The sequence below is a fragment of the Dyadobacter sp. SG02 genome (assembly GCF_900109045.1).
Lineage (GTDB): Bacteria > Bacteroidota > Bacteroidia > Cytophagales > Spirosomataceae > Dyadobacter.
The window spans coordinates 189,346-208,703 of the sequence record NZ_FNYL01000009.1 but is presented as its reverse complement, the minus strand read 5'-3'; the positions used below and the strand labels follow the sequence as shown (position 1 = coordinate 208,703).

General features: G+C 49.9%; 14 protein-coding genes. 8 read left to right on the top strand and 6 right to left on the bottom strand.

What is annotated here, in order from left to right; translation table 11 throughout:
* Positions 1-194: 194 nt before the first annotated feature.
* From BMW93_RS21645 to BMW93_RS21635, 3 genes are all read left to right on the top strand, one after another.
* Entirely contained in the window at positions 195-887 is a 693-nt protein-coding gene (locus tag BMW93_RS21645) for an HAD family hydrolase (RefSeq protein ID WP_229240665.1), read from the top strand.
* 137 nt (positions 888-1,024) lie between these two features.
* Entirely contained in the window at positions 1,025-2,104 is a 1,080-nt protein-coding gene (locus BMW93_RS21640; RefSeq protein WP_229240663.1) for a zinc-binding dehydrogenase, read from the top strand.
* A gap of 11 nt (positions 2,105-2,115) precedes the next feature.
* Positions 2,116-3,378: an MFS transporter gene (locus tag BMW93_RS21635; RefSeq protein ID WP_090381205.1), complete on the top strand. Its 1,263-nt coding sequence runs from the start codon at positions 2,116-2,118 to the stop codon at positions 3,376-3,378.
* 50 nt (positions 3,379-3,428) lie between these two features.
* On the opposite strand, the gene BMW93_RS21630 is transcribed toward BMW93_RS21635, so the two are convergent.
* Positions 3,429-4,001 (bottom strand): helix-turn-helix domain-containing protein, encoded by a 573-nt coding sequence (locus tag BMW93_RS21630; protein ID WP_090381203.1) that lies wholly within the window; start codon positions 3,999-4,001, stop codon positions 3,429-3,431.
* 197 nt (positions 4,002-4,198) lie between these two features.
* Between BMW93_RS21630 and BMW93_RS21625 the strand changes: the two genes are divergently transcribed.
* The 4 genes from BMW93_RS21625 to BMW93_RS21610 are packed head-to-tail and all read left to right on the top strand — an operon-like array spanning position 4,199 to position 11,035.
* Complete coding sequence (locus tag BMW93_RS21625) at positions 4,199-7,366, top strand: TonB-dependent receptor (protein WP_090381200.1); 3,168 nt, start codon at positions 4,199-4,201, stop codon at positions 7,364-7,366.
* An 18-nt stretch (positions 7,367-7,384) separates the two neighbouring features.
* Positions 7,385-9,148, top strand: a complete 1,764-nt coding sequence (locus tag BMW93_RS21620) for a RagB/SusD family nutrient uptake outer membrane protein (protein ID WP_090381198.1) — start codon at positions 7,385-7,387, stop codon at positions 9,146-9,148.
* Between the two features lie 6 nt (positions 9,149-9,154).
* Entirely contained in the window at positions 9,155-10,051 is an 897-nt protein-coding gene (locus tag BMW93_RS21615) for a metallophosphoesterase (RefSeq protein ID WP_090381197.1), read from the top strand.
* Between the two features lie 12 nt (positions 10,052-10,063).
* Complete coding sequence (locus BMW93_RS21610; protein WP_090381196.1) at positions 10,064-11,035, top strand: metallophosphoesterase; 972 nt, start codon at positions 10,064-10,066, stop codon at positions 11,033-11,035.
* A 222-nt stretch (positions 11,036-11,257) separates the two neighbouring features.
* On the opposite strand, the gene BMW93_RS21605 is transcribed toward BMW93_RS21610, so the two are convergent.
* Positions 11,258-12,094 (bottom strand): hypothetical protein, encoded by an 837-nt coding sequence (locus BMW93_RS21605; RefSeq protein ID WP_090381192.1) that lies wholly within the window; start codon positions 12,092-12,094, stop codon positions 11,258-11,260.
* A 36-nt stretch (positions 12,095-12,130) separates the two neighbouring features.
* Entirely contained in the window at positions 12,131-12,859 is a 729-nt protein-coding gene (locus tag BMW93_RS21600; protein WP_090381190.1) for a hypothetical protein, read from the bottom strand.
* 353 nt (positions 12,860-13,212) lie between these two features.
* On the opposite strand from BMW93_RS21600, the gene BMW93_RS21595 reads away from it, so the two are divergent.
* The gene (locus tag BMW93_RS21595) at positions 13,213-15,711 is read left to right on the top strand and encodes a mechanosensitive ion channel family protein (RefSeq protein WP_090381188.1); all 2,499 of its coding nucleotides are present in this window, start codon (positions 13,213-13,215) and stop codon (positions 15,709-15,711) included.
* Positions 15,712-15,771: 60 nt separating this feature from the next.
* Here the strand turns inward: BMW93_RS21595 and BMW93_RS21590 are convergent, their stop codons facing one another.
* From BMW93_RS21590 to BMW93_RS21580, 3 genes are read right to left on the bottom strand one after another with little or no spacing between them, the layout of a single operon-like run.
* Positions 15,772-16,458: a hypothetical protein gene (locus BMW93_RS21590; RefSeq protein WP_090381185.1), complete on the bottom strand. Its 687-nt coding sequence runs from the start codon at positions 16,456-16,458 to the stop codon at positions 15,772-15,774.
* A 27-nt stretch (positions 16,459-16,485) separates the two neighbouring features.
* Positions 16,486-18,348, bottom strand: coding sequence for a hypothetical protein (locus BMW93_RS21585; protein WP_090381183.1), 1,863 nt, complete (start codon positions 18,346-18,348; stop codon positions 16,486-16,488).
* 2 nt (positions 18,349-18,350) lie between these two features.
* On the bottom strand, positions 18,351-19,358 hold the full coding sequence (locus BMW93_RS21580) for a S41 family peptidase (protein ID WP_090381180.1): 1,008 nt from the start codon (positions 19,356-19,358) through the stop codon (positions 18,351-18,353).

Here is a 19,358-nt window from a genome sequence, read left to right as displayed (position 1 = left end):
CTTTGTCGTTTTCGGTGTCAACCGCTGAGCTGGTAGGACGCAAATGTGTGTAGTGTAAGTCCCATACGCGACCAAGTAGAAGTTAAAATAATTTATTAACAAATGTTTAGTATTTATAAACAAAATCGATGATATTTGTTCGGTACTGAGATCTTAAATTTACGCTCAGCATAATTAAACAAATCGTATACGCTATGATAAAAATGATAGTTTTCGACATGGCCGGCACGACGGTGGACGAGAATAATGTTGTATACAAGACGCTCTTGGCCGCTATCAACGACGCAGGTTTAAGTTTCACGCTCGACCAGGTTTTACAAGTCGGCGCTGGTAAGGAAAAATTGGAGGCAATACGCAGTGTAATGTCGCTGCAAAACATCATCAACGAACCGTTGGCCAGGGAGATCTACGTGAATTTTCTCTCAATGCTCGACGACGCATATCGTTCGCAGGCAATTTTCGAACAGCCAAATGCGTCGGCGGTTTTTCGGAAATTACGTGAAAACAATGTGATTGTCGTTTTGAACACGGGCTATAACCGCGCAACGGCCGAAGCGCTCATCCTGAAAATCGGGTGGCGGCAGGGGGTGGACTACGACCTGCTGGTTACAGCCTCCGAGGTAACCAGGAACCGCCCCGAACCTGATATGATACTTCTCGCGATGCAACATTTCGGGATCACCGATCCGGCTTCCGTGATGAAGGTAGGGGATTCGACGGTAGATGTTCTGGAAGGACGAAATGCCGGATGTCGTATCAATGTCGGTATAACGACAGGCGCGCATAGTTTGGAAGAGCTTAAAACCGTTTCTCCGGAATACATCATCAGCAACCTGAATGAACTGTGGGAGATCGTCGCCGTTGAGTCGGTGATCGAACCTGCTTAGCTTCGGCGTAGTTATCACGAAACCAACGACGAGAAAACAAAAATTAACAAATTCTTAAACATTAGTTTAGTATAAATAAACAATTGTTTGGCATTTTTGCTATGCAGTTAGAAAAGACACCAGCTGGAATTATGGATATGGGAAGCCTTTTAGTCTTTACGGGAGCGGGAGAAGATCTGCAACTTCAGGCAATGGAATTGCCGGCAATCGGTGAGGGAGAGGTTTTAATAAAAAATCTGTACACAACCCTTTGCGGAAGTGACCTTCATACCTTTTGCGGGTTGCGGACCGAGCAAACGCCTACCATTCTTGGCCACGAAATCGTGGGCCGGGTGGTGGCTGTTGGGAAAGGGCATACCGGTTTGGATTACTCAGGTGCGCCGCTGGTACCCGGAGATATCGTTACATGGAGTATATTTTCGTCAGATCCGGAGTCGGACGAGGCCCGGCGGGGGATGCCGCAAAAAGCGGCTGGTCTGTTTAAATACGGACATACGCAGGTTACTGAAATAGACAGTTTTCATGGCGGGTTGGCAGAGTATTGCATTTTAAGAAGAAACACGATCGTGTTGAAAATTCCCGCCGGTGTTCCATTGAATATAGCGGCGACTATCAACTGTGCGGTGGCGACTGTGGCAGGCGCGCTCAGGTTGGCGGGTGAGGTCCGCGGTAAGCGCGTGCTCATCACAGGCCTGGGACTTTTGGGAATGGTTTGCGCCGCCATGTGCAAGGATAAAGGGGCAACTCAAATATATACTGCCGACATCAATGAAAAGCGATTGGCGCAGTCACGTGGCTTCGGAGCCGATGTGGCCTATTCGCTGGCCGAAGACCAGGCTGGTCATGGCAATGCCGCACGCAAGCCATCCGGGGTCGATATCGTTTTTGACATGAGCGGGGCGCCGGATGCCATGGAGGCAGGCATTGCCGCACTGGGGATCGGCGGCACGGCCGTTTGGGTGGGCGCCGTTTTCGCTTCGAGAAAGGTAAAAATAGACGCGGAACAGGTTGTACGCCGTCTGGTCACTATCAAGGGACTACACAATTACAACTATGAGGATTTCACCAATGCCGTGGAATTCATGGGCCGTAACCATAATGTGTTTCCGTTTGAAACGGTGGTTGGCAAGGAATTTGAGCTGGAAAACGCCCAGCAAGCTTTTGAATATGCAGTTGAACATAAACCTTTGCGCGTAGGTATTCGCATTGGGAGCTAAAACGGGTAGACATGAACAAGCCATTCAGGCGACAACAATGGAAAATGCTGCTGCTGACGATGGCGTGCTACCTGTTTTTCTATACGGGCCGGCACAATTTCGGCTGGGCAGCACAAGGGATGGCGACCGAATTCGATGTGCCTTTCGCAACTATCGGGTGGATCAGCTTTGCCATGCTCGTGGGTTATGCCGTTGGTCAGCTTGTCAACGGAAACCTTGCGGACCGTTTCAGTGCCCGCCTGATGGTCCCATTGGGGGCTTATCTGTCAATTGGTGCCAATATCGCGATCAGTTTTGCCGAAAGCCTTGAAATGGTGATGGTACTTTGGGCATTGAACGGCTTTTTTCAATCGATGGCCTGGGCGCCCGGGGGGAAGATTATTTCCAACTGGTGGGGTAAGGAGGAAAAAGGTAAGGCGTTTGGTTTCTATACGATGGCGGCAGGCTTGTCGTCCGTTGTGACCTACCTGCTTTCCATTGTGATCCTGCATCAGGACCTCGAATGGCGTATGCTTTTTCGCCTGCCGGTTCTGTTGCTTTTGATTACCGCCACCCTCTTTCTGGTGCTCATTAAAGACAAACCTTCCGATCTGGGCTTCCCCAATCCCGACGAAGCGGACGCGGCGGCCAGTACCGGCAGGGATAGCAGAACATGGCAGGACCGGTACCGGATGGTGCTGAGGAACAGGAGCTTCCTGCTGGTTACCCTTGCGTTTGCTTTCGAAAGTATGGCCAGGTACGGCTTTATTTTCTGGGTGCCGGTGCATTATCTGGGGACAAACTGGAAGGACAACCCGCACAACCTTTGGGTAACATTTCTCTTGCCGGTAGGCATGGCGGCAGGTGCGGTGTCGTTTGGGAGTCTTTCGGACGGGCTTTTCCAGCGCAACAGGATCGCTTCGATCCGCGTCGGAATGCTGGCCAGTGCCGCCATCGCGCTGGTGATCTATTTTGCACCGGCGGGTAACATGGCGCTGCAATCGATCGTGATGCTGCTTGCAGGCTTTTTTGTGTACGGCCCGCAGGCCAACTTCTGGACATTGTGCCCTGAAATGCTCGGTAACGAGCGCACCGGTACGGGTATCGGACTGATGAATATGACAGGTTACCTGTTTGCCGCTTTGGGTGAACCCCTGTTCGGTAAGCTGATCGACATTACCGGCAACTCGGCCTACATTTTCCTCGCGATCGCCTGCATATGCGTGCTTTCAGGGGTCATTATTTCAACAGTCAACCCTTCGGCACGCCCGGGTAACTTGGCCATAAGCGCTTAGGAAACCATTAAAATATTAATGCGTATACACAAAAGGGTTACTTTGTCTCGCTATGACTTCTGATCAAAAAAATACAAAACCAGGAGTGTGCAGTCACCGGAAGCAACATTCTTCGGAACATGGGGCAGTCGGCCGTCAAAAAAGATAGAGTCCCCCTCTTCGAGTATAAATGTCTGACTGTTAACGTGGTATTCAGTAGATCCCTTCATTACAAAAATGAATTCATAAGCATCGGTGGTAACCTCTTCGCGATAGGAATCGCCGGATAGTTCAAGCAAGGCGAAGTCGATGGTACTGGCCGGGAGATTTCTCATCATCATCCGTTTGTAGCTGAAACCCTTGGCGTCTTCTTTTTCGAATGGAATGTAGTCCGCCTTACGGTTAACCAGAATGGTAGGTTCAAGGAGGCTGAGCCCTTGAAAGAATTCACTGACCTCAATTTCAAGGGATTGAATGATAGCCAGCATGACGGGAAACGATGGAATAGTTCGCCCGTTTTCGATTTGAGAAACCAGCCCCTTACTCACACCCGACTTATCGCCAAGCTCTTGCAGCGTCATTCGCTTGTCCAGGCGTTTTTGTTTGATGCGTCGGCCAACTTCTAAAATAAAAAATCCTTCCATGGTATTGCTTGCGGGTTATCGGGGTTTAGAGAAACGCGTGTTTACAATAAATAAATTATGTTTAGTATATATTAACAAAATTTCATGGTAATACTTGGTTGTTCAATAGTATTTTACATATATTGAACAAAAGTTTATCAATATTAAAATCTCTAACTCTTAACTAACATTTTTGCAAACCTACTTAATTCCTAACTATGAAACGTTTTTTACGACTTTTCTGGCTGTGTTGCCTCATTGGGCTGGCTGGTTCAAAGACGATCCTGGCGCAGCAGGCGCGGGTCACCGGCACTGTCAGGGACGCAAAGCGAAATCCCGTTCCCGGCGTAAATGTGGTTTTGTCGGAAACGACAAACGGGACTACCACTGATGCGGAGGGCAAATTCAGCTTGGCCGTGCCGGCGCTGAATGGTAAGCTGGTCTTTTCGTCGATAGGCTATGAACGTCAGGAAATTGAAATGAATGGCCGTTCGAACTTCGAGGTTCAATTGGTCGAATCGGCAGCGGTGCTCAATGAAGCGGTTGTAGTTGGCTATGGTACGCAAAAGAAAGTCAATCTGACTGGTGCTACTGAACAAGTCGGCAGCGAAATCCTGGAAAATCGCCCGGTTACGAGAATCAGCCAGGCATTGCAGGGTGCGGTGGGCAACCTGAATATCTCGACCGGTACTACTGGGGGGGCGCCTAATGCTACCCAAAGCATCAACATTCGCGGTTATACCGGTCTGGGTACCTCCGGTTCGCCCCTTATTGTAATCGACGGAATCCAGGGCGGCGATCTGAATTCCATTAACCCGTCTGATATTGAGTCCATTACGGTGTTGAAAGATGCGGCATCATCGGCGATCTATGGGTCCAGCGCACCTTACGGGGTTATTTTAGTGAATACCAAGCAAGGGAAAAAAGGGAAGGGGGCAAGCATTACCTACAACAACAACTTGTCGTGGGCCCAGCCGATCAACATGCCCAAAATGCTGAACTCGCTTGATTTTGCCAATATGTACAACGAGGCGTTTACCAATGCCGGTCGCGCACCGATGTTCAATGACGAGACGATTCAGCGGATCAAAGATTACCAGGCCGGGAAAATCACTACGGAAACCGTCGCAAGCCCGGTAGCCGGCAGTAACGGCTGGGAGACCTGGGCGTCCAGCAATGCCAACCATGATTGGTTCAAACTTTACTTCAAAGACTTTGCGTTCAGCCAGCAGCATAATGTAGGCGTAACGGGCGGTTCAGAAAAAACGACCTACTATGTGGGCGGCGGATACAATTATCGCGGCGGGATGTATAATTTTGGTCACGATACCTACAAGCGCTACAACATCCGGGCAAACATTACTTCGGACCTGACGCGCTGGCTGGGGTTCAGTTTCCGGAGCAGCGCTTCCCGTCAGCTGTTTGATACCCCCAATCTTTACGGAAGCAAGACGGGCGGCGGTAATGAAGCCTATATGCACCAGATCGCCAGAAAATTCCCGACAGTCGCATTGTTCAACCCCGACGGAAACTATTCCTCGACCAGCGACGTGTTGCTGCACACGGAAGGCGGACGGAACAAAACGGTAACCGACCAGGTGATGCTTACCGGCGAGTTTAACGTCAAATTCACGAAGGACTGGACGGCAACGGCCAATTACACGCTCGACGGAAGTTTTTACGACAGCCAGTCGCACCAGAAAACCTTGTATGAATTTTTGCCGGATGGCAGCAAGGCGGTCATCGGAGGTACTTCCCCGAGCTCGTTTTCAAGGGCCAACGAGCGGAATTTTCATCATATCGTAAATGCATTTACTACGTACGAGAAGCAGTTGGGCGGGCATTATTTCAAATTGCTGGGTGGTTATGTGCGCGATCTGACGGAGTTCCAGGGCTATTCGGCTTCCAATTCGCTTCTTTATTCGGATAACATTCCGTCGTTGAGCACATCTTACGGAACCTCCCCGTCCATTGGAGATAACATTCGTAAGCTGGCGTCCGAGGGCTTCTTCGGAAGGGTCAATTATAACTTTAAAGAAAAATACCTGCTGGAAATCAATGGCCGGTATGATGGGACGTCGCGCTTTCTGAAAGATGTGAGATGGAAGTTCTATCCGGGCATTTCCGCAGGCTGGAATATCGACAGGGAGGCTTTCTTCGAGCCGCTGGCCAAAACCGTTAATGCATTCAAAATCCGGGCGTCCTACGGCTCGCTGGGCGACCAGTATTTCCTGGATGTGAATGCACCCAACTGGTATCCGTTTTATCCAAGCCTGAGCATCACAAGGCCTACTTCCACATCCTGGCTATTTGGAGCAGGACAGGAAGCGGCTGTAAATTACCCGACATTGGTGAACCCGTCGCTCACCTGGGTTACCACAACTTCCACCAACATCGGAACCGACATTGCGCTCCTTAACAATCGGTTGACGACGTCATTTGACTGGTACGTCCGCAAAGCAAATGATTTTGCCGGACCTTCCCAGGCACTGCCTGCTATTTTGGGCGCATCTCCCCCCACGGCCAACAATGCCGCTATTGAAACACGCGGGTTTGAGTTGTCAATCGGCTGGAACGATCATATCGGCAACGTCCGCTATGGACTGCGGGGCGTTTTGAGCAACTACTCGGGTAAAGTGGTTAAATATCCGAACCCTACCGGGACATTGTCGAGCTACTACGAAGGCCAGAAAATGGGTGAAATATGGGGTTACGAGACAGTAGGCTTGTTCCAGACCGACCAGGAGGTAGCCGAAGCGCCTTCGCAGGTTTTCCTTTCTTCCGCCGCCTGGACACCGGGAGATGTGCGCTACGCCGATTTGAACGGGGACGGGAAAATTGATGCCGGTAATAGCACGCTGGCCAATCCCGGCGACCGGAAAGTGATCGGCAACAGCACGCCCAGGTATTCTTACAGTTTCACGGGCGATGTAGCCTGGAAGGGGTTTGACCTGCAAATCTTTCTTCAGGGAATCGCGAAACGGGACGTTTTCATTGGTTCCAACTACTTCTTCGGGATCGTAGGTAATGAATGGCAAAGCTCGCCCTTCACGATACACCAGGACCGCTGGACAGCCGGGACGCCGGATGGGTACTTCCCCAAGTTCTATATGAGCAGCCAGAATGACAAGAACCAGCAGACGCAAACCAGGTATCTGCAAAATGCGGCCTATTTGCGCATTAAGAACCTGCAACTCGGTTATTCCTTGCCTGCGTCTGTCATGAAGGCGATCAGACTGGAGCGCATTCGCCTGTACGTGAGCGCCGAAAACCTGGCGACTTTCACCAAGCTTGTCAAGACGCTCGACCCGGAGCTTTCGATTGGCTCGGGTAAGATCTATCCGTTACAGAGAACATTCTCCGCTGGCCTGAACGTCACATTTTAAACCCCTTTCCGAATCAACATGAAAAAGCATTTTATAGCAATCGTATTTTTTGCAGTCGCGGGCTTGCTGGCCGGCTGTAAGGATGATTTTCTCGACAAAATCCCGGAAACAAGCATCAGCGATGCCGAATACTGGAAAACAGCCAACGACTTACAGTTGTATGTGAACAACTTCTATACCGCATTTCCTTCGACGATCGGCGCCTATGGGACGATCGGGATATATGGCTACGATGCCGATGAAGGCAGCGACAACATGATTTACACCGGCTACAACACCGCCCTGAACGGCGAACGAATTGTGCCTTCGTCCGGTGGGGGATGGGCTTACGGGGATTGGTCGGCATTGCGCAGTATCAATTATTTTCTGGCCAATTACGATAAGGCGGAAGAGAGCTGGGACAATAAAAAGAAGTATGTAGGGGAAGCGCTATTTTTTCGCGCATACTTTTATTTCAGTAAACTAAAAGCTTTCGGTGATCTGCCATGGGTTAACAAACCATTGGACCCGACATCCGCCGAGCTCAAAATAGGGCGCCTCTCTCGCGCCGTAATCGTGGACTCGCTCATGAACGACCTGGACAAGGCTGTGGATTACCTGCCAACCAAATCGAAGGCCTCCGCCATGCGCATCAACAAAGAAATTGCGCAGCTTTTCCAGGCACGGATTGCTATGTATGAGGGCTCCTGGGAAAAATACCACGCAGGTACGGCATTCGGGGTAACGGGTTCCAATGGCGAGAAGTTTTTGCAGAAAGCGGCCCGGGTGAGTGAGGCACTTATAAAAGGCAATGCGGGTTATCAACTGCAAACGACACCTGGCGAAGACGGTTATTGGAAGCTTTTTAATCAAACCGACTATTCTGCCAGCACGGAGATCATGCTTTGGCGCAAATTTGACCTGAACCTCAATGGAGGCCACTACTGGCACCGCTATACCAACACCGGCGCAGCGCGCGGGCTAACCAAAGACCTGGTCGACAGCTACCTGTGCAAGGATGGAAAGCCTATTGAAACAAGTCCGCTTTACAAAGGCGACGCAACCTTGCAAACCGTTGTCTCAGGTCGTGACCCGCGCCTGGCGCAAACCCTGTACGTGGCCGACGGCAAGCACATTATCACCAATAATCGGCCTGGCGGCGCGGCACCTGCATTGTTCGAAACGCCGTCGTTCTCCGCTGCCAACGAGAACAAACCCGCGACGGGTTACCAGGTATATAAAGGGCATAATCCGGATTACAACCAGCAACTGGACCGCGGAACAACCGGCCTGATCCTGTTCCGGTATGCGGAGGCGCTTCTGATTTTTGCCGAAGCAAAGGCGGAGCTCGGTACGCTGATGCAGGCAGACGCTGATATCAGCATTAACCTTTTAAGATCGAGGGTGGGCATGCCCACCCTCACTTTGGGCGCATTGCCCGCCAATCCCAACCCGGAATTCCCTGCGCTTAGCCCTTTGATCAACGAAATACGGCGTGAGAGAAGAGTAGAGCTGGCATGCGAGGGTTACCGCCACGACGACCTGTTCCGCTGGGCGGCCGCCGATGAGAAAATAGTGGGCTGGAAACCGAAAGGAGCCGTATTAGCACAATGGAAAGACATCGTGCCGGCCGAGCAACTGGCGACTTACCCTGTTGATGAGAAGGGATATATCGAATTTTATAAAACTATTTCAGGGATGAGCAGCGGCTACAAGTTCAATGTAGGAAGAGATTATCTGGCACCTCTACCTCAGGATCAAATGGTTTTAAACCCAGATATTAAACAAAACCCAGGTTGGTAATTATTGATGAAAAGGAGAGATTTTTTGATTAGTGGAACCCTGGCGACCGCGGTAAGTGGCTCGCCGGGGATAGCGGCGGCTGACGGTACATTTCTGAAAGCCAGGCCGGCATTGACGGTTGCGCACATTACAGACGTGCATATCCGGCCGAAGGATGATATTCCCGAACGCTTCAAAAGGTGCCTGGAAGAGGTTAAAAAGCATAAAATGGACTTTGTTCTCAATGGGGGAGATTCCATTCACGCCGCCGATTACCAGGATGTCACCCGCGAAAGCATGCTCAAACAGTGGGCTACCTGGGATGAATGTATCAAACCTTTATCGGGAATCCCGATTTACAGTTGCATCGGAAACCACGATCCCTGGTGGCACGCGCCTTCGAAGGAGGACGAAATGTATGGGGTTAATTATGCAGCCAAACGTGTGGGTATACCGCACAGATATTACAGTTTTGTCAAGAAGAACTGGCATTTCATCATTCTCGATGGTAATAATGCAGGAGTTAAACTTGACGATAAGCAAATGGCCTGGCTTGAAAATGAACTGGATAGCGTTCCTTCCGGTCATCATGTTCTGCTGATGTCGCACTTTCCGATCCTTTCGGTAACGGCCGCATGGGCAGGCGGACAGCATGGGGACCATGTAGCATTGCGAAAGTTATTTTACAAGCATAAGGACAAAGTCAGGGTTTGTTTATCCGGGCATAATCATTTGCTGGACAGTAATGTGTTCAACAACGTCCATTATTTCTGCAACGGCGCTATGAGCGGTTATTGGTGGGAAAAGGGCGACGAGCATTCCGCCGGGCCTTATTATTACCAGGAGACCGCGCCGGGCTATGCCATCCTCAAACTTTATGAGGACGGAACTGTCGAAAACCGGTATTACGAACACAACATTTAAACTTGCAAAATTATGAGACGTCGATTATTCCTTCGTGCCGCGACGCTATCACCCGTTTCTCTGGCAGGAATAGGCTCTTTCGTTAAGCCGAAAGAACTGATTCGCTTCGGCATTTGCACAGACCTGCATTACGATCTGATTCCCGACGGAGCCGAGCGATTAACCGCCTTTGTGGATGCCATGAACCGGCAGAAGGCAGATTTTATAATCCAGCTTGGGGATTTTTGTGTGCCAAAGCCCGTCAACCAGCCCATACTCGATGTTTGGAACAAATTTTCAGGTCCCAAATACCACGTGATAGGCAATCACGAAACCGACGGTGGCTTTACGCATGCCCAGGTGATCGACTTTTGGAAAGCGCGGGGTGCTTACTATTCGTTTGATGCAAACGAGTATCATTTTGTGGTTTTGAATGGGAATGAAAAAAATCCGGACGGGACTCAAAAAGGCTATCCCCGGTACATCGGGGCTGCTCAAAGGGAGTGGCTGGCCCAGGATCTGGCCAAGACAAAACTACCAGTGATTGTCTTCTGCCATCAAGGCCTGGATAACGACGTAGCGGGCATAGAGCAGGCCCTGGCGATCAGGCGTATTTTCGAGAAAGCGAACGAGCAGGCTGGTCATTTAAAGGTGCGGATCGTATTTAGCGGGCATCACCATCAGGATTATCTAAATGAAATAAATGGAATACAATACGTGCAGATCAACAGTATGTCGTATTTCTGGGCAGGTGAGAAAAGGAATACCACGCAGTATAGTGACGACCTGGTAAAGAAGTATGGGCACCTGTCGTCCATGCTCAGGTACAAAGATCCGCTTTGGGCGACGGTCACCATTTTTTCAGACGGTCGGATAGAAATCGGTGGGACGCGATCGGATTTTCTGGATATGTCCCCGTCCGACGTGAACCTAACGGAGGCGGAAAGTATTTATCCGGTTGTTTCCGTGGTTTCAAAACGGCATTTTTCGCTGCCAAAGGTTTAAATTGTATAAAACCAGGTGACTGAACATCATGTCACCTGGTTTACCTAAAAATCTTTCCATAAACCTCTTCGCCGATTATTCAGGACCAGATTTTGCCTCCGCCAGGACCTTCTCCCCGGCCCGGCCGATCTTAACAGTCGTGCGCAGCTTGCGCGTGAGATAGTCGTTTCACAATGGACCTTAAAACCGCGCGCATTTTCGCCATGCGGGTCGGGCCTGTGATTATTTGCTGTACAAAGGGGATCTTTTCAAAACATATTCCAGCGCATTCTGGTAAGCATCCTGTGTTTTGAAAAATGATTTACGGGACTGGCTGAACATGCTGTTGCCTTTGTCGTTGTAAACGTTCAGGTTAATGGTCGTTTCGTAGTTTTCAAAATTGTAAGAGTTCGCCGAGCTGTACCCGGAGCTCTTCTGCTCGTTCCGGTTTCCTTTGCTCTTGTCGCTGTAAGACGCATTGGCCAGGGTCTGTTGCGCTACTTTGGTCAGTACGACGGTTCCGTCCACGACGAATTCGACACCGAGGATATTACAGATATCATCCATCGTGAACCCTTCAATATTTTCTCTGGTTACACCTGCCTTGATCAGCTTTGCATTGGTCGTGCGGGTGTCCATCACGCTGAGCACGCCCGCGTGTTTGCTTAAAAAAGTAAAGCAGTAGGCTTGCACCACGTTGCTCATTTCGTCGGCCGCCTTTTGTCCTTCCCTTACAAACCCGAAAGGCAGGATCGCGATCTTGTTATGATGGTCCGACAATGCGCTGTTACCGGCAGGACCTGATTGATTTTTCTCGGATGAGGAGCTGAGTTGTGGCTTGTTGTATACTTCGACCCTTCCGCTTCCGTAAGTAATTTTCAATATGTCGGCTTTCTTGATCGAATAGGAAAGCGTTTCTCCTACGTAGGTGAATTTAATGGCGTCGTCGGTGATCTCGGTCACTTTCCCGGTCAGCTCGTCGCCGTTCAGTTGTAGTACCACATCATTTTTCGCGCCATTCTGCGCCTGGGAAGCAACTGAAAGAAGTATCAGGATTAGTAAGGTAAATAACTGTTTCATTGGTTTTGAATTAAGGTTGAGTTTCATTGGTCGTCATTACATTTCCGCCATCTCGCGGATTCCCACGTAATTTTCGATTACATACATGTCGGGAAGGGAAATGCTGGGGCCTTTGGCTACGCCGCAGCGAATGAAATATTCCTGTCCTTTCTGAATGTCGAGGGTAACCGAGTCCGTTTTTTTGGTCTTTCCCACAAAGCGGTGCTTTCCAAAACTGGTGACCTTGTATTGGAACTGATGGCCGTTGGACGATTTACCAATGCTCCCCTGGTCGTCCATTTTGATGTTGTAGGAGATGATGGCCCCGTCATAACTCTTCGGCCGGTAGAAATGCACGATGGCGTAATCGGCATCCTTCGGCAGGCGGCTCTGGTTGGCAACTTTCTGCTCGTTGGCAAGTTTTGCCAGCTGCGCATCGTCCGTGTTCTTGTAAAGCTTTGCGTTTATATGGTAGCAGCCGTTACCCATCACCGGCCTTTTAATCTCCGTGAAATGAATGACGTTCGCGCCCGATTGCTTCGCGGTAAAATGCGCGTAGTTCATCAGGTTCTTGTAGCCGCAGTTGCTGGAAAACAGGGAAGCGCCCATTTGAATGTCCCGCACGAATTCCGATTTCTCCGGAATGGCCTCGTCAGGTTGCAAGGTGAATATGCGAATGCTGTCAGCAAGCGGATTGGCCCGAAAACCGGCAGTGGTCGAGGCGGTCTTCTGTGCGCATTGGGAGAGAATAAAGCAAAGGGAAAGCAGGGGGAGAATTCTTTTCATGGAGACGGCGTGATTTTAAAGACTTTTTCGATATGCTTCCGAAAACCGGCTGCTCAATTCGTCGATTAAGCAGTAATTCGAAGTTAGCAGCTACACGTGATAAAACAACAAAAAATACAATTTTTCTTTTTCGTCGAAAGGATTAAGCATGTGTACGCAAATTGTAGAATTATCTTTAAGTTGCTTGCTAAAATTTAATTTCATAAATTAATAACCCATATGATCAAAATAGTATACAAATTGGCAAATATACAGCATATCTATGTTGTACAGGAAATCTATTGAATTTGTATTATTCTAATGTTATTTTAATTTCATTCTAATAACTACCACCGCTCCCCTTATCAAGTTTCATGAGCGAACGATCCATTCTCAGACAGGTCTCCAACCAATTCGCCTTAACGACTGGTATTGCCTTGCTGGTAGCACAGGCTTTTCTTTTTGCCGGTGGGGCGGCTTTCGGTCAATCGCTTCCGGATTCTGCGACCAACAAGCCATCCGATTTTTCCTTACGGGCGCAGCGGGCGATAAGAAAGGTGGCCGAACAGAGTAAAAGAAAATACCAGGACGAAGCCGTGGCTTTCGGGCAGCAGCGAACGCTCGATCAGATTGAAAAGGAAATCCAGGCAGCCAAATTGTTTATCAGGAGCGAGCTGGATACGAGCTCGGTTTCCGGGGAAATCACCAGGGCCAGGCATTCCTTCGAGGTGGTCCGGAAAGGCATTTCTACCGGTAAGGATGAAATTTCGACACACAGGAATTTGACAGTGTCGTCGGCCATTCTTACGCAGTTGCTGCGCGACATGCGGGAAAGGAAAACGCGTATCGATAAAATGGCGCAGCGGATGGTCGGTCACCGCTACCGGCTCGACTCGCTTTCGACCGATTCGCTACTTTACACATTATCAGCAGATTCTGCGACGATAATGGCCTATGTGAAGAAACTCACCATTTCTAACTTGTCTATCAAGCCGGCAGATTCTCTGATAGACAAGACCATTTCGGATTTGCAAGTAATGCAGTCGGCGCTCGATCCGCTCGTTTTCGAACTCAGCCTCGCCCAGGAGGGCCTGGAATCCGAGAAGCAACTGCTTGCAGCAAGGCTTTTTACAAGGGAACTGCCCGATTTATGGGTTACTGCCCACCTTGCCGGTTTCGTGGAAACGGTCCGCTTTTCTTATGCCAAGCAATCGATGATCTTCGAGTTCTACCTGGCCAACTATGCCGGGCGCTTCCTGATCCTGCTCGCTGCTTTGGTGATCAGCAGCGTCTTTCTCTATTCCCTGCGAGCGCGCTACCGGGAACACCGCCCGCCCGACGGCCCGGCCGAAAATACCCGCGTGCTGGCTATGCCGCTGCCGGCTTCGGTGCTGATCGTGATTTCCTTTTTCCAGTTTGTGTTTGTCGATCCGCCGTTTGTTATCAGTGTTTTGTTATGGTTTCTCTCCATCGTCAGCCTCACGCTCATATTCAGGGGATACATTAGCAGTTATTGGATGCGGTTCTGGTTCACAATGAGCTGGTTATTCCTGATCGTTTGTCTGGACAATATGCTGTTGCAAGCTTCAACTGCTGAAAGGTGGCTGATGTGCGTCCTCTCCGGCGCAGGGATGTTGTATGCCCTGACGATCCTTCGGGGCGACCAACTCGGGACTTTAATGGAAAGCTATATCGTGTACGCGATCCGTTTTTTCGTGGTTTCGGAGTTTTTTGCGTTGATATTCAATATCATAGGCAGATATAATTTGTCGAAAACACTGATGGTAGGCGGGTATGTTGGTTTGATCATCGCTATTCTCTTCTTGTGGGCCGTCAGGATGATCGACGAGGCGCTTCGGCTGGCCAATTCGGTGTACAAGAGCCCTGACCGAAAGCTGTTTTACGTCAATTTCGATAAGCTGGGTAACCGGGCCCCGGCGCTGCTGTACGTACTGCTTTGCCTGGGCTGGATTATTCTGGTAGGGCGTAACTACTTCGAATTCAAGCAGATCATCAGTCCATTTAACCTTTATATTACGGAAACCAGAAACATCGGGGATTACGAATTCACGATCCGCGACCTGCTCTTGTTCATCGGGATCAGCGGCGCGTCGGTACTGCTTTCCCGGATCGTATCGTTTTTCGCTACGGAGCCGGGCATTCAGGCGTCCGACCGTACGGGCACGGCTGCGTCCATTGCTGCTAACTGGTTGTTACTCATCAGGATCATCATCATTACTGCGGGGATATTACTCGCATTTGCGGCATCGGGCATCGCATTGGACCGGCTGACGATCATCATCGGGGCGCTGGGCGTCGGTATCGGATTGGGCTTGCAAAGCCTGGTCAGTAATCTGGTGAGCGGGCTTATTATCGCATTCGAGCGGCCCGTGAGCGTAGGAGATCAGGTGGAGGTTAACGGCAAATTTGGGACGATGAAATCGGTGGGTTTCAGGAGCAGTGTTATTTCGCTGGCAGACGGCGCCTGCATGATCGTTCCCAATGGCGATCTGCTGAGCCAGCACCTGATCAACTGGACCATGGGTAAAAACAAGCGACGGCAGATCCTCAAAGTAGGTGTGGCTTACGGCACTGATCTCTCTTTGATCAAAAAGCTTCTTGCACAGTCGCTTACGGGCAATGACAACATTATGTCGCGGCCACCGACTACCATTATTGCAAAGGAGTTTGCAGCCAATTCCATTGATTTTGAGGTGACATTCTGGGTTCGCAATATGGATCAGTCCGCATTCGTGCAAGACCAGGTGATCAGCCGCATCGACACGCTCTTCCGGGAGAATGGTGTCGTTATACCCGTTCAGCAAGCGAAAGTCAACGTTGTCATGCCGCCATCGGAAAATCATAAAAAATAGCCCCGCCTTTTCCGGCAGGGCTATCCATTCTTACATAGCGTCATATTGCAACGCACCGCGCTACTTCTTAAAATTCGAATATTCGAGAATGGTCGTAGTAGCCACTTCCTGCCCGAGCAGCTTGATCGTCATGTTAATATTGTCCTTTTTGGGGAAGTATTTCTTCTCGGTTTCATTCCAGGTCAGTTCCGAATAGCTGTTCAAAACCGGTACATTGAACGTTTTGACCTTCAATGGTTTTTCGTTAACAGACTCAGCCTTAATTATTTTGCCTGTTTTTGTATCAATGGTCAGGTAGCTTCTGCAATCCTTGATAAACGAGTTGTCCGCGACCAGTGAAGCCGGGTCGAGTTTAAAGCTGATGACCAGTGTACCGGGTTCGTCTTTCTCGACTTTGTAGGAGCTGTCATCGATTTTCGCGGGAGGATAAGGCTGTTTGCCGTGCTCCTTTTTGAAACGCTTGATTTCGGTTGTGCTTGGCTCCTGGTCGTCCGAAGAAATGACGGTCCAGCGGTCTTCTTCGGGCTTGGAAGCATCGTAATGGCCCAGAATGACCTTTTCCGACCCTTCCGTGGCCACGGTCTCCTTCAAATCATAAGAGTAATCGGTAGGTTTTACCCTCAGTTTTTCATCCAGCGCGCTCGCGTCGAGATTGTGCTTTGCGAGTGCACTGATAGCCGCGTCTTTCTGCGCGATGGCCTGGTGTCCGATGAACAGCACAAGTGCCTGAATCAGGATTTTTTTCATTGCTTTAATGGTTTGAAAATGTTGCTGTTACTTTCTAAGCCAGGCTTCATGAAGGTCTTTTCGGCCTGGATCGCCGAAACGAAAACTGTCGGCATCCTCATAATTTAGCTTGACGGAGCCTTTCAGCTCGATCTCCTGTCCTGCACGGTTCACTTTGACTGAAACCGGACTTCCTTCGTCGAGGTCATAGCCCAGGTAAACAATCGAATTAAGATCCTTCGGGTCGATGGGTATCCCATTGAATTCCAGGAAGATGTCATTGTCTCTGATCCCCAGGTTTTGATAGAATTGGTTCGATTCGTCGGGAACGGAAGCCAGGACGTGCGTATTGGTCGAATCGGTTTTGATGTAGGCAACGTCCTGGCTTATAAACACGATGGGTTCCGGGAATGGCACCACTTGCTTTTTAAGCCCGACTTTCGCCAGAAAATCCGCATAAGGAATGCGCTCGCCGTTCACGACATGGGTTTTCAGAAAGTCGCCTGCCGCATTGCCGGCAATTTGCGTGATGACGGGAATCAGTTCGTCATCGTCGAAAGGCTTGTCGGCCCCGTACTTTTTCGACAGCTCACCCATTAGCCAGAGAAGGCCTCGTTGCCCCTGAGTTTGCTCGCGGATCACGATATCCAGGCACATGGCGATGAGCGCGCCTTTTTCATAAACATTAGGGTATTGGACCTTCATTTTCGGTTCGAGCACGTTGCGGCTCATTTCCGTAAATGACAGTTTATCATTGTAATTGTGCGAATTTTCGATTTTTCGCGCCATTAAATCGTAGAATTCGTTGTCGTTGATAAGGCCCTGGTTTACCTGGAAAAGGTTTGAGAAATATTCCGTAATACCCTCGTAAAACCACAGATGCTGGCTCATCTTAGGGTTGTTGAAATCGAAGTAGTGGATTTCCTTTGAATGGACTTTCAGCGGCGCAATGGTATGGAAAAATTCATGGCTGATCACATGGATCAGGTCCCTGGCCTTCATGGGTTCGCGGAAAACGGCGGAAGTGGAGGTGTTGTGTTCCAATGCGCCAATGCCTTTCGCATCGTCGTCGCCGCCCGACGAAATGTAGGAAAGCACCGCATACTTCTTAGTGTCGTTAATAGGCCCCAGAAACCGTTTTTGTGCTCTTACCATCTTTTCGAGATCGGGCCGAAGGTCGCTCGCGTGCGTCTTCCCGCGCCGTGAGTATACGCCCAGCAGCACCTGCATGTCGTCGACGCGGAAGGCGGCGGTGTCCGCGGGCGCATACATGATAGGGTGATCTACTACTTCCGGGTACCGCGGCAGGTCGAAAACGTCGGTGTTGGCCTTATTGTCGCGGTCCACCATCGCCGTGGTGCCGTAGAGACCTTCCGGGTGGGAAATGCTGATGCGATAAGGCTTTTCGAGTTGGTCGGTAAAATAGCCTACAAAACCGGCCATATTGAGGAGGAAGTACTTCCCGGCGTCGATATTAGTCCCCGCGGGGGAAAAAATCGTTTTGCTTTTTTCGGAAAATGGATCGCCGGAAGTCTCGTTATCGAAGGTGTCGTTGACCAGGTAAGAGAGATACGCAAGCTGCCGGGCATTGTCGATCACAATGGTATTGGAATCGGTCCTGGTGATTTTGAGTTCGCTTCCGTCTTTCTTAAATGCCTTAATATCATCTATATACCTGCCATAATCGGCAATCGCGTAGGTGCCGGGGATGATCTTTGGGAAATGGTAGGCCACTGTGCCGGATTTCTGCCGCGGTGGCATCACTTTCACCCGTACGCGGTCGGTGTCTACCTTTTCGAGATCAATGGAAACCTGCACGGCATCTTTGGAAATGCCGTGCGGGGTTTTGCTTACGGAACAGCTGCACAAGTACAGCAATCCAAGCGATGGCAGGAGCGAAGAGGCTTTCATCTTTACAGTAATTCCTCGATAGCACGCTCGATGATCGTATCCTTTGTTTTATTGTTCCAATCAAACGATGCCGGAATGTCGGCTGGAACACCTGCTTCGAATGCATTGCTTTTATCCAGCGTGAGTGCCTGGGAAATCGAGAAACGGTAAGTCCAGCCGTTGGGAAGCTGGCCACCATTTGGCAAGCCCAGTCCGCCGCCGGTTTTATCGCCGATCAGTACCACATTGTCCAATGCCTTGGTTGCCAGGGATGTAAACGACGCGGCGCTAAAAGTGCCGCGGTCAATCAACACGGCAATTTTTTTGGTGTACCTCACGCCGTCATAGGGTTCGACATAGGCAGCTTGCGGTTCGGAAAAGTCGTTGTGTCCCGGGCCGTTTTTGACGCGCACATAGTACACAAGCGTTTTTTGATCGATAAACCGGCTAAGCAGCTCAAAAACGTCGGTTACCGCGCCTCCGCCGTTTTCGCGCAGATCGAGGATGAGGCCCTTGGTATCTTTGTAGCGATCGAGCACAAAGTCAATATTCTTTTTGTCGACCGTTCCGGTGAATGCGGGGAACCGAACATAGCCGATCTGGCCGTTCGCAATGAAATCATGCGAGAATGGCCCGGATACATGGTAGTTTCGGGGAAGGTAGTTGTCCTGGACAAACCGCCAGTCGAAGTTGTCGGGTCCGTCCCGAAAAACCTTGTAGGACGAAATGTTGAAGTTGGAGACCAGGTTGGTATGGTCGTCGCGAAGCTCGTTGAGCATGGCACCGAGCACATTAAAGAGCGAGTCATCGGACATTCCCTGGTAGATTTTAGCCGAATACCGTGTCTTGACCTCATCCCAATTAATGCCTTTCAGTTCGAAATAGGCATATTTCTCATTGCATTGGTTCCAAAGGTATTCGAAATTTTTCATCGGGTCCTTCGACTCTTTTTCCCCGTCAAAAAATGCGGACTCGCATCCCGAAAATAGCAGTATGCTGAATATAGTCAGTAAAAGTGTATTCCGTTTCAT